The sequence below is a fragment of the Haladaptatus paucihalophilus DX253 genome (genome assembly GCF_000376445.1).
Classification (GTDB): Archaea; Halobacteriota; Halobacteria; order Halobacteriales; family Haladaptataceae; genus Haladaptatus; species Haladaptatus paucihalophilus.
This window is the reverse complement of record NZ_AQXI01000003.1, coordinates 204,546-216,778: the sequence shown is the minus strand read 5'-3', so window position 1 is coordinate 216,778 and position 12,233 is coordinate 204,546. Positions and strand designations below refer to the sequence as shown.

The following is a 12,233-nucleotide window of genomic DNA, read 5'->3' as shown; positions in this document are numbered from 1 at the left end:
AGGTTTCGGCCAGTCTGTATTGTGGCTGGCAAACAATACAAGTGCCTACGGCACCTACCTACTGGTACGACTGTCATCGCCGAAGTACCGCGACGCGATTCGGCGGTGTCCGTCGAGCGGTGTTCGAACCATGACCGACCGAACGACGCCTGAACGCACGATGACCGAACGGGACGATTCCGCCGAGGCGTGCGACGTGGACGACGGGCCGAGCTGTCGCACCTCCCCGGTCGAGGAGTACGTCTGGCTCGTGAAACGGGTCGGACGAAAGATTCGGGACGTGGTTGGGTCCGCGTCCCGAGCGGACGACTGAGCCGACGGACACGGAACGGCTGATTTTTGGACCGTCATACGCTACGGGCAACGGAATCGGGAATCCACAGGTTTATCACGACTCTCTTTCATAGTATTGTGTATGTCGAGCAATACAGACATCAGCCCGACGGAAGTAGCCGCGCGGTTGCGGGACGGTGATGAAGACCTCTACGTCCTCGACGTTCGCAACGAGGACGAGTACGAGGAGTGGAACATCGACGGAAGCCACAACGTTCCCGTTTACGACCAGCTGTCCGGCGGCAACACCCTCGGACTCGAACATTCGCTCGACGACGTTCCGGAGGACGCCGAAGTCGCCACCGTCTGCGTGGCTGGCGTCGTCTCCCAGCGGGCCGCACAGGTGCTTCGCAACAACGGCTACGACGCGAAGTCGATGCGAGGCGGCATGCGCGGCTGGGCGATGGTGTATCAGGCCTACGACGTTCCGGACGTCGATGGCGTCACGCAAATCGTCCGACCCGGAACAGGCTGTCTCTCCTACGTCGTCCAGGACGGGGACGAGGCGCTCGTCGTCGACCCCGGTCAGCACATCCAAGTGTACCAGAATCTCGCCGAATCGCGCGACCTCGAAATCGTCGCCGTCGCCGACACGCACGCCCACGCGGACCACATCAGCGGCGGCCGCGACCTCGCGGCCGCGGAGGACGTTCCGTACTACCTCCACGAGAAGGACGCCCGCGAACTCGACCGCTACACCGCCGTCGAGGACGGCGACGAAATCGCCGTCGGGGAGCGCGACGTGGACGTGTTGTTCACGCCGGGTCACACCCGCGGTAGCATCTCCTTCCGCGTCGGCGACGCCGCCCTGACCGGCGACACGCTGTTCGTTCGAAGCGTCGGCCGACCGGACCTCGAAGGCGGCAGCGACGTCGCCCGCGAGGGCGCGACGCTCCTGTTCGACAGTTTGGACCGTCTCGCCGACCTTCCCGACGGGACGGTCGCCCTCCCCGGTCACTTCAGTGACGAGGAGATGCGCCCGCTCGCCGCGACCATCGGCGAACTCGAAGCGAACAATGGTCTCTTCGGCGTGGACACGAAGTCCGAGTTCGTGGACACCATCCTCGAAGACCTCCCCGACACGCCCGCGAACTACAACCGTATCAAGCGCGTGAACACGGGCAAGGAACAGGCCACCGCGGAAGCCGAGACGCTCGAACTCGGCCCCAACAACTGCGCATCGAACTGAACACCACACCCCACTCACGATGAGCCACGTTCAAGGCATTCGACGAAACTGGCAGCAGTTCGCGCTCCAACTGTTCGTCGTCTTCGCCGTCGGTCTCACCATCGGCTCCGAACGAACCGTCGTACCAGTCCTCGGCCGCGACGTGCTCGGCGTCGAGTCCATCCTCGTCATCGGGTCGTTCGTCGTCAGCTTCGGCGTCGTCAAGGCGCTGTTGAACCTCTACGGCGGGAAGTGGGCCGAGGAGTTCGGTCGGCGGCGCGTGCTCATCGTCGGCTGGCTGGTCGCGCTGCCGATTCCGTTCGTCCTCATCTACGCGCCGAACTGGTGGTGGATTACCGGCGCGAACGTGCTCCTCGGCGTGAACCAAGGGCTCGCCTGGAGCATGAGCGTCAACGCGAAGATCGACCTCGCCGGGAGCGACGCCCGCGGCCTCGCCGTCGGCCTCGACGAGGCGTTCGGGTACGGCGGCGTCGCGGTCGGGTCGTGGGTGACCGGCGTCATCGCCGCCCAGTACGGGCTTCGCCCCGAACCGTTCTACGTCCTGCTCGGCGTCGTCGTTCTCGCCACGCTCGTCTCCCTGTTCTTCGTCGAGGAGACGCTTCCGTACGCGCAGACGGAGGCGAACGGGAAGGACGACGAGGAGTTGTCCTTTTCGGAAGTCGTCAAGCGGGCGACCTACGGCGACCGGACGCTGTTCGCGGCGGCACAGGCGGGGCACGTGGAGAAGTTCGTGGACGTGCTCGTCTGGATAGCGTTCCCCCTCTATCTGAGCAAGTCCGGACTGTCCGTCTCCCAAATCGGCCTCGTCGTCGGCGTCTACGGCGGCGTCTGGGGCGTCCTGCAACTCGGAACCGGCCGTCTCGCGGACGAAATCGGCCGCCGACCGCCGGTCATCGCGGGCATGTTCGTCGCCGGTCTGGGGGTGCTGGCGACCGTCCTCGTCTCCGGGTTCTCGGCGTGGCTCGTTACGGCGGCCGTGACGGGGCTCGGTATGGCGCTGTTGTACCCGAACCTCATCACCGTCGTCGGGGACGCGGCCCACCCCTCGTGGCGGGCGACCGGACTCGGCGTGTATCGGATGTGGCGCGACGCCGGATACGCGGTCGGCGCGGTCGTCGTCGGTCTGCTCGCCGACGTCGCTACCATCGAAGCCGCGTTCTACGCGACAGCGGGTGTGATGGTCGCGTCGGGCGTCGTCGTTCTCACGATGATGCGGGAAACGCACCCGACGCTGGGCGAGTACGACCACCCGAACGCCGCCGAGCGGAATTCGGTTTCGGAGGACTGAACGCCCCCATCGGAGGACCGAACGCCTCCAAATCGAACGAAAACGGAAGTCGAAATCAGTCGGCGTGCGCGGCCGCTCCCTCTTCCTGTTCACCGCTCGATTCGAAGTAGGTCACGTACACCTGCGCGAGGAAGACGACGGTGAATATCACGTCGAGCACCGTCGTGTAGGTGTGCGGGACCGACCCCCCCGTCGCGTTGTGCTTCGGAATCAGTCCCCCCGCGAGCCACGCGTAGTGGGTGACGATACCGGCGAACGTCGCCACGCCGAAGATGGAGACGAACAGCACCGCCGCCAACCGCTTGCCGTAGTATTTCCGGTACATGTCCACGATGTGCGGGACGATGAGGTCGGCGTAGATGAACGACATGACGCCCCCGAACGGGATGCCCGCGTTCCACAGCACGAGCGCGAAGGGAACGTTCGCCACTGAGCAGACGAAGGTGATGACGCCGACCATCACGCCGATGGCCGCCCCGAGGACGACCCACGCGACGGTTCCCTCCGGGGCCAGCGTGAACAGTTGCGCCCACCACGACCGCGGGACGAAGGCGGCCAACAGCGAGGCCACGATGAACCCGACGATGAGGTCGTCCCACAGCATCTCCCACTCGCCGATGGCGTTGCGGAAGGCGTTTTTCCACCCGGACACGGTGAGGAGCTTGTCCTTCCACGTCGCGTCCTCCCGTTGATTGACGAACGTCTCCTTGCAGGACTGTGAGCAGAAGTATTCCGTTCCTCCATCCGTTTCGACGCTGAGCGTGTCGTCGTCGTTCGGGTCCACTTCCATGCCGCACACCGGGTCGCGGACGGTGCCGCTCTCCTCGTCGCCCGACCGAACGTGGTCGCGGGCGGCCTCGAACCACGAGTCCGGAACGACGTACTTCGTGATGGCCGCGAGCACCAGAATCATCAGGATTCCGCCGAAGACGTCTGCGGCGACGAACTGCCACCCCAGCAGAATCCACATCACGAGGCCGATTTCGATGACGAGGTTCGTGCTGGCGAACTGGAACCCGGCGAAGGAGGCTTCGGGCGATGCCCCCTTCTTGAACAGCGATTTCGTGGTCGCCACGGCCCCGAACGAGCAACTGGACGAGAGGAACCCGAAGAAACTCCCGATGCCGATCTCTCGTAGTCCGCGACCGCCGAGCAGGTTCGTCATCCGCTCTTCGCTCACGAACGCCTGTACCGCCCCCGAAATCGTGAACCCGAGGACCAGCGCCCACCACGTCTTCCACGTCATTTCGCCGAAAAACGTGGCCGCGTCGGTCAGACTCCCTACGATGTTCATATCCGCTAGTACGGTTGCGAGCTTTTCTACGGTTGCGGCTAATAGCGCAAATCCACGCGCGTCCGGCGCGAATTCACGGATTCCGCGATTCAGCGCCAGAGACATCGAATTCTGCGGGGTTGCTCACCATTCGAATCCCATTTCGATTACTCAGGGACGGTAATAGCCTTATCTTCCGAAACCCTCCCACTGATGAACCAAAATATCTGAGCACACGCCACGAGACTACCTCGGGATATTACCCGTGTGCTACTGGCGGATCTCCGCGCTCGTGTCCGCCATCAACCACTGGGCGTCCGCGTCGTCGGGGTTTCGAATCTCGACCCATCCGTTGTCACAGAACAGCATTTCGTACTCCGAATCTGACGGCGTGTCCGCCTCCGATGGCGTGTTCGCTTCCGACGACAGCTCTTCGTCTTCGGCCGCCATTTCAGATACCTCCACGGACCGCGTGTCGGTCGAACTGGACGTCGCTTGGCCGGACGGAATCGTGAACTCGAACCATGGGTTTCCTCGACTCGTTAGGCGACCGTTTCTCACTTTGTTATGCGGCGCGAACCCCGTGATAAAGGGTGCCTACCGCCGAGAAGGGTGTGGTTTCCGTCCTCCGATTCGTCAGTCGTTCCCGGCGACGATGTTCGCCACGCGGGTTCTGTCGAACAGCCGTTCGTCCTCCGGAATCTCGGGGTAGGGACTGCCATCGGTGTACTCCGGCCACTCGCCGAACTGCTCGGGATACAGCTGTTTCGCGGTCATCTCCAGCTGAAACAGGTTCATTATCGGTCCTTGAACCGGGTTTCCGGACGGGTACACGGCGTCGTTTGCCACGGCGGTCAGCTTGTTTCCGACGGGGTGGTCCGCGATCGTCTCGCTGATTTGCGCGACGTCGTAGTACGAGGCGACGCCGAACTTGTGGAGGATGACGTCGGGATCGACTTTCAGCATCGTCTCGTAGTCGTACGTCGTCTGATACGTCACGTCGCCCTCGGCGAACGCGTCGGTCGCCCCGAGCGGTCGAACGTGGGCGTTGGCGAATCCCTCCGTGTTTATCTTCGAGGGGTAGAACGTCCCCTGCATGAAGATGACCGACGCGACGGTCGGTCGCTCGTCCTCCGGCGGGAGGTTCGACCGGATGCGTCCGAGGAGGTCGTCGTGCACCGACGCGAGCGCCTCGTATCGTTCCTGCTCCCGGAACACTTTGGCGACCTTCTCCGCGATTTCCCAGAGCGTGTAGTACTCGTAGCTGTCCCGGTACGGTTTCGGCGGTTGGCTGTGCTGACGGCTGTACGTGTTACCGAACCACGGGGCGACCGTGCCGCCGATTTCGTCGATGTCGGATTTCGACCAGCCGTCGAACGACAGCACGAGCGCGGGGTCGACCATGTGGAGGTCGGAATCCAACTCGTAGAACAGTTCCTTGTCGATGTTCACGCCGCCGGAACCGGTGTTGAGTTGGGTCAGACCCTCCCGGTCGAACGAAACGCCGTCCAGTCGTTCGTAGTACGCGTCCAGCGTGTTACCGCCCGCTTCCGAGTCGAATCCCAGCGAGTTCACCGCGTCGCCGTGTCCGTAGGCGACCGCCATGTCGGCGTACAGCAGGCTGTACACCATCACGTCCGTCGGGACGCTATCGAATTCGACGGTTCCCATCGGCGACATCGTGACCGAGTACGGCCCGGAATCCTCTCCGCCCGATTCGGTCGCCGTCGAGTCCGAGGACGTCGCTTCGGCGTCCGTGTTCGCCGGGGTTTCCTCGCCGCCCGATTCCGAATCGCTCGTACACCCGGCCAGCAGGCCGCCGCCGACCACCGCGCCGCCGTATTTGAGGTACGTTCTTCGTGTCGGTGCCGTTCGGTTCGTGCGTTCGTTCGTCATATTCAGAACTCTCCTTTGACGATGTTTGCGACTCGCTCGCGGTCGAACAGTTCGTCGTCACCCGTTACCTCGCCGAACGTGTCGGGATACAGCTGTTTGGCCGCGCGCTCGGTCAAAAAGAGGTTGTGAATCGGTCCCTGATAGAGGTAGCCGCCGCGGTAGACGCGCCCGTTTTTCACGGCGGTCAGCTTGCTGGCGACGGGGTGACCGCGCATGAATTCGAGCACGGTGTTCCGGAATTCGGTCGCGGACTGGCGCTCGTGTGCGCGAAGCAGTATCACGTCGGGGTCGATTTCGAGCATCGTCTCGTAGTCGATTCGCCCGCGGTCGGTGGTGCTGATGCCGTCGATGCCGCTGCTCGCCAGCGCGTCGCTGACGCCGAGGTCGCGCCACTGCTTCTTGCTGGTTCCCTTGTCGTTGAGCCGATACGGCGAGAACTTCACCGGCTCGTTGCTCCCCTCGTACACGAGCAAGACGTTCGGGCGCTCGTCGGCGGGTGGGAGCTTGGTCTGGATTTTTGCGACGAACTCGTCGTGCAGTTCTTTGAACGCCTCGTATCGTTCTCGCTCTCGGAAGAGTTCCGCTATCTTTTCGAACGCCTCGTAGAGCGTGTAGTATCGGTAGTCGTGCCACTCGTCCTCGCGGCGGAATATCAGGTTCCCCACGAACGGGCCGACGTTCGACGTGATTTCCTCGACGTCCTTCTCGCTCCAGTCGAACCAGTTGACGAGCATCTGGGGGTCCATGACGTGCACGTCGTTGTCGAGTTCGTAGAACAGCTCTTTTCCCATCCCCGCCTTGCCGATATCGTTGTTTTCGAGCTTCGTTCGGTCCACGCTCACCCCGGGCAACTCGTCGTAGAACTCCGTGTAGTAGCGGTCCGCGCCGCCGATTCCCGTCATCCCATCGGCTTTGCCGAGCGCGACGCCCATGTCGGCGTAGCCGCCGCCGTACGCGACCCACCGGCCGGGAACGGATTCGAACGCGACGCTTCCGGTCGGTGCCATCGTGACCGAATAGGAGTCGTCCTCGGCGTTCGTGGTCCCATCGGACGAACTCGTCGTGTCCGTCGTTGTCGTCGATGTCGTTTTCGATTCCGAATCTCCGGCACATCCGGCGAGCAGGCTTCCGCCGAGTATCGCGCCGCCGTACTTAACGTAGTCCCGCCGTGTTCGTCCCGAGTCTGTCGTACATTCTTTCGACATGTGTTTTAGGCTCGCCTAAACTTATAAAACGTTTTCGAATTTTTAGGTCTGCCTAATTCATGCCGTATTTAATACGGCGACCCGCAACGCGGACACATCGGCGGTCCGACGTCAGGAAGCGAATGCCCGCAACTCGGGCACACGCCGGTCCCGTCCTCGGCCGTTATCTCCTCGACGGCCTCGTCCGTCGTCGCACGGAGTCCGGCGAGCGTTCCTTCTCCGCCGTCGTCCCCCGATTCCTGATCGCCCTCGTCGATTGCGTCGAGCGCGAACCGCGCCCTGTCGCGGACGAACGACGATTCGTCCTCGCGCCTCTCACAGAGCCGCTCCATCGCTTCCGGGGGCACCGAATCATCCCCATCGACGCGGCCGAGGAGACCGACGGCCTCGGCCGCCCGTCCCCGAACGTGGTGGTTTTCGTCGTCCAACCGCGCCGCGAGCGCGTCGGCCTCCGCTCCGAGCGCCGCCGGTGACACGCACCCGACGGCAGCGAGCGCCGTACAGAGATAGTAGCGGACGAGTTCGTCCCCGTCGTCGAGATGCTCAGCGAGGTTCGATACGCGGTGGTCGAGGCGGTCCGGGTCGCCCAGCGCGATGTCGCCCAGCGCTTTCGCCAACTTCTCTTTCACCTCCGGTTCGTCGAACGACAGTCCGATCTGTAACTCCGCGACGACTTCCGGCGACGCGACCGCATCCGGGTGGTCGAGAGCGACGTTCCCCAGCGCCTCGGCCGCCCGAGCGCGAACGAAGTAGAACTCGTCTTCGTCCGCGAGGCGGTCGGTCAGAATGGGGAGGACCGGGACCACGGCGTCGGGGTCGCGTTCGGCGACGGCGACGAACAGTTTCGCCGTCGTCAATCGAATCGAGCGCTCTCCGTCGGTCACAAACGGCGACAGGGCCGGAAGCAGCGGTCCCACGACTCCCGACGTCTCCGATTCGACGCGCCGAAGAACGTCGAGGGCGGCTTTGCGCTCCTCAGTCGGTGCCGTTTCGAACCGCTCCAGACACGCGATAGCGCCGTCGTGTTCCCTCGAATCGAGCAGTTCGGCGAGTCGCTCGACGGAAGGTCGGTGAGATGACTCGTCCATCGTTCGTTGCCGTGGACGTCTCGCGGCGACACCAAAAACACGTGGTACGGTGAACCGACGCGCGAAACCGGTTATTCCAACATCGCCACGCTCCGTTCGACCGCCTCCCGATTCCCGATGAGCGTCACTAAATCCCCCTCTTGGACGACGACGTTCGGATTCGGAACGATAAACTCGCCGTCCCGTCGGACGAGCGCGATGACGGCATCGTCCCGCAGTTCGATGTCCTGTACCTGCTGTCCGGTGGCCGACTTCGATTCGACCACCACCTCGGCGATGTCGTTCTCGTCGCCGACCCCGGTGAGCCAGTCGTAGAAGTTCGGCCGGAGTATCAGGCCGTCCATCATGTCCACGGTCGCCGTCACCGGCGTCACCGGTTGCACGCCGAGGTCCGAGAACGCGTCCGCGTTTTCGGGTTTGTTCACCTGCGCGATGAGCCGCTGGATTCCGAATGTCGTCCGCGCCGTCTGGCAGGCGAGGATGTTCTGGTCGTCGTCGCTCGTCGCCGCGACGACCATCTTCGCGCGCTCCGTGCCCGCTTCTTCGAGCACGGCGGCGTTCGTCCCGTTGCCGGGAACGACGGAGTAGCCCGCCGCTCGTAATTCGGTGACGGTCGCGTCGTCGCGTTCGACGATGATGGGATTTTCGCCGCGCTCTTCGAGCCTGTCGGCCAGCAGCCGTCCGGTTCGACTGCCGCCGATAATGAGTACGGTCATGGGTATGATGTCGAGTGCTTTGGCCGCCAGCGGCGCGCCGCCCGCCTCCACGACGGCGGTTACGAGGATGACGAGGAAGACGACGTGGACGACGCTCGTCGCGTTCGGAACTCCCGCGTTCGCCAGTTGGAGGGAAAACAGCGTCGCCGTGGAGGCGGGGATGATACCGCGCGGACCGACGGCGGCGACGAACAGCCGTTCGTTTCGCGTGAACTGCGTGTCCGTCGTCGAGATGAGGACCGAAAGCGGGCGAACGACGAGCATCGTCAGGACGACGATGGCGAGGCCGCCCGTTCCGAGCGTCAGGAGGTGGTCCAATTCCAACAGCGAGGCGAGGATGATGTACACCACGCTCAACACTATCGACGTGATGTCGCCGCTGAACCCCGCGATTTCCTCGTCGTAGGGGATGTCCACGCTTCCCAGAATGAGTCCCGCGACGGCCACCGTCACGACTCCCGCCTCGTCGACGAAGGCGTCCGCGATGGCGAACGAAATCAGCGCCGTGCCGATGACCGTGATGCGCGAATCCTGTGGTGACTGGCTCAAGTACCGGAGCACGTAAGCCGCCACCAGCGCCGTCACGATGCCGATGAGGACGCCGGTTCCGATTCTCGCTACGAAGACGAGGACGACATCCAGTCCGACGCGTCCCTTGACCGGGTCGGGGTCGATGTCCAGCACCGCGACGCTGAAGATGACCGCCCCCAGCACGGAGGCGGTGACGTCGTTGACGACGCCCTCGGTCTCCAAGAGCGTCCGTACGCCCTCACGAACCTCTATCTGGTCAAGTACCGGCGTGATGACCGTCGGCCCGGTCGCCACGAGCAGCGCCGAGATGAGAAACGAGAGGTTCCAATCGAGGGACAGAAAGACGTGAATCAGTCCGCCGAGGGCGAAGAACGTCAGCCCCGCTCCGACCGTCACGAGTCGAAGCGTCGATTTCGGCGTCTCGCGTATATCCGACGCACCCAGTGTAAAGGCTCCCTCGAAGATGATGATGGCGACCGCCAGCGAGACGAGGGCCGAAAGCGAGTCGTCGAACAGTTGCGGGTCGACGAGGCCGACGCCCTCCGGACCGAACAGTATGCCGAAGCCCAGCAGGAACACCACGTTCGGAATCCCGTACCTGTCGGCGAGAAGTTTCGACACGGCTCCGAGCGCGATTATCGACGCCGACACGAGCAGGAGGTTCGAGGACATTGGTCGAAGTTCAGCCGGTTCGACGGCGGAGTCGAACCGCGGCTACTCGCGTCATGTGAACGTCATGTATCACGATAGTTCTTGCTCCGACGCGCACTCGGTCACGATTTCGGACGGTGATTTCGGTGCGTACCATACTTCTATCGCTCGAATTATCGAAAACTATGTTCCTCCGATCGATACTGAGGGTCTTCAAAATCGGGATACGTGCGGACGGGATGGTCGGTTCGAGATGTCGTTCATCCTCTATTTTTTACGGTAACGCACTCCACGTCAGTGTATGCGATACCTCACGGTTCTTATCGAACCGGATGGTGGCGGTGCCTTCCATCCACTCGGCGCTCAGCTGACGAATGAGCCGTCTATCGAGCGGCGGGCCATCCATCGCGTCGAGCTTCTCTCTGACGATACCGTACTGTTATTTGCCGAGGCGAGCGGCAATCAGGACCGCTATGAGCAAATAATGGAGAGCTCGCCTCACGTTATCGATTTCCTCGTGTCCGGGGATGACCGTTGGATGGCCGTCAGTCAATTCGAGCCGACGGAACGGATTCGCCGGTCGCTGGAACTCCAACGAGAATCACAGTTGGTAATCGAGACGCCGATTCACTTCACTTCCGACGGGTCGCTCGAGGTGACGTGCTTAGGGACCGACGAGACGTTTGCAACGTTGTTCGAAGACGCTGACGAGGGTGCGTCCATTGCGCTCGAAATTCTCGAGATGGGGGAGTACGACCCCGACGAATCATCGTTCAGCAGGCTGTTCACGGCTCGGCAAGAGGAAGTGCTGGAGGCGGCAGTCGAGTTAGGATATTACAGCGTCCCTCGCCAAGCGACGCTCGAGGAAGTTGCCGCAGTCGTCGGCATCGCTCCTCCGACGGTGAGCGAGCACCTTCGAAAAGTCGAAGAACGCGTGTTTAACGAAATCGTTCGCTGATGTTGCTACTCGACGGGATTCGGGTCGAACTGTCGGTTTAAAAATACCCCTACGACTGCGGCAGTAGCGATATCCAGTTACGTCGTTTGTTTTCACTCACTCGATTTGACGTTCCATGTACGCGTCACGAATGCTGAATCCGGTTGAACTTCCGAGCCAATACCGATGACAGACGCAAAACCACACCCGACCACTGATGCATCGCTACTCGATGATGACCGTGTTGAATCCGACTATCGAACCGTCAATGGCGTCCGATTACACGTCGTGACCGCGGGCGACCCTGACGCTCCGCTGGTCGTCTTACTGCACGGCCATCCCGACTTCTGGTACGGCTGGCGCGACCAAATCATTCCACTCGTCGAGACCGGCTTCCGTGTGGTCGTCCCGGACCAGCGGGGCTGCAATCTGAGCGACGCTCCCGACGGAATCGATGCCTATCGGCAATCGGAACTGTCCGCCGACGTATGCGAATTGATTCACAGCGAGGGCCGAGAATCGGCCCACGTAGTCGGGCACGACTTCGGCGGGTTCGTCGCCTGGAACGTCGCACTCCGTGAGCCGTCCATCGTCGACCATCTCGGAATCTTCAACGTCCCACATCCAACGGTGTATCGAACCGTCTTACGTTCTAGCCCCCAACAGATAGTCCGAAGCTGGTACGTGTGGTTCTATCAGGTACCGACGCTCCCCGAGTGGCTGTTGAGTCGGAACGATATGGACAATATGGTCGATTCTCTCGAGATAACCTCTAATCCCGGAACGTTCGACGAGGAAACCATCGACCGCTACCGGGCGGCCTGGCGGCACACCGGCGTCGGTCCGCGGGTGAACTGGTATCGCGGGTTCCGCCGTTCGGAACGCCCGCCACGCGACATCGTTACCCAGCCGACGCTGATTTGTTGGGGGGAGGACGACATCGCACTCCTCCCCTCGATGGCCGAACAGAGCGCCGACTACTGCGAAAACGGTCGGCTACGGATGTTCCCGGACACGTCACATTGGGTCCATCACGAACGCGAAGAAGTGACTGAAGCGCTGCTCCGTCACCTCTCGTAAACGACACACCGAGTCGTCGCATTCTCGAACAACGGACCTCGAACGG

11 protein-coding genes are annotated in these 12,233 nt (G+C 62.5%); 5 read left to right on the top strand and 6 right to left on the bottom strand.

Annotated features, from left to right (window positions below):
• The first annotated feature begins 130 nt into the window (after positions 1-130).
• From B208_RS0119700 to B208_RS0119690, 3 genes are all read left to right on the top strand, one after another.
• The gene (locus B208_RS0119700; RefSeq protein WP_007980575.1) at positions 131-313 is read left to right on the top strand and encodes a hypothetical protein; all 183 of its coding nucleotides are present in this window, start codon (positions 131-133) and stop codon (positions 311-313) included.
• Between the two features lie 102 nt (positions 314-415).
• The gene (locus B208_RS0119695) at positions 416-1,522 is read left to right on the top strand and encodes an MBL fold metallo-hydrolase (protein ID WP_007980576.1); all 1,107 of its coding nucleotides are present in this window, start codon (positions 416-418) and stop codon (positions 1,520-1,522) included.
• A gap of 19 nt (positions 1,523-1,541) precedes the next feature.
• Entirely contained in the window at positions 1,542-2,810 is a 1,269-nt protein-coding gene (locus B208_RS0119690; protein ID WP_007980577.1) for an MFS transporter, read from the top strand.
• Positions 2,811-2,865: 55 nt separating this feature from the next.
• Here B208_RS0119690 and B208_RS0119685 read toward each other — a convergent pair whose 3' ends face one another.
• From B208_RS0119685 to B208_RS0119660, 6 genes are all read right to left on the bottom strand, one after another.
• On the bottom strand, positions 2,866-4,104 hold the full coding sequence (locus B208_RS0119685; protein ID WP_007980578.1) for a permease: 1,239 nt from the start codon (positions 4,102-4,104) through the stop codon (positions 2,866-2,868).
• A 249-nt stretch (positions 4,105-4,353) separates the two neighbouring features.
• Positions 4,354-4,533: a hypothetical protein gene (locus B208_RS0119680; protein WP_007980579.1), complete on the bottom strand. Its 180-nt coding sequence runs from the start codon at positions 4,531-4,533 to the stop codon at positions 4,354-4,356.
• Positions 4,534-4,719: 186 nt separating this feature from the next.
• A complete protein-coding gene (locus B208_RS0119675; protein WP_007980580.1) occupies positions 4,720-5,979 on the bottom strand; it encodes an ABC transporter substrate-binding protein in 1,260 nt (419 codons plus the stop codon).
• Positions 5,980-5,981: 2 nt separating this feature from the next.
• Complete coding sequence (locus tag B208_RS0119670) at positions 5,982-7,184, bottom strand: ABC transporter substrate-binding protein (RefSeq protein ID WP_007980582.1); 1,203 nt, start codon at positions 7,182-7,184, stop codon at positions 5,982-5,984.
• A 68-nt stretch (positions 7,185-7,252) separates the two neighbouring features.
• The gene (locus tag B208_RS0119665; protein WP_007980584.1) at positions 7,253-8,272 is read right to left on the bottom strand and encodes a HEAT repeat domain-containing protein; all 1,020 of its coding nucleotides are present in this window, start codon (positions 8,270-8,272) and stop codon (positions 7,253-7,255) included.
• A gap of 71 nt (positions 8,273-8,343) precedes the next feature.
• Entirely contained in the window at positions 8,344-10,191 is a 1,848-nt protein-coding gene (locus B208_RS0119660; RefSeq protein ID WP_007980585.1) for a cation:proton antiporter domain-containing protein, read from the bottom strand.
• A gap of 280 nt (positions 10,192-10,471) precedes the next feature.
• On the opposite strand from B208_RS0119660, the gene B208_RS0119655 reads away from it, so the two are divergent.
• The gene (locus B208_RS0119655) at positions 10,472-11,128 is read left to right on the top strand and encodes a helix-turn-helix domain-containing protein (RefSeq protein ID WP_007980587.1); all 657 of its coding nucleotides are present in this window, start codon (positions 10,472-10,474) and stop codon (positions 11,126-11,128) included.
• A 165-nt stretch (positions 11,129-11,293) separates the two neighbouring features.
• Positions 11,294-12,187 (top strand): alpha/beta fold hydrolase, encoded by an 894-nt coding sequence (locus B208_RS0119650; RefSeq protein WP_026177968.1) that lies wholly within the window; start codon positions 11,294-11,296, stop codon positions 12,185-12,187.
• Positions 12,188-12,233 lie beyond the last annotated feature (46 nt).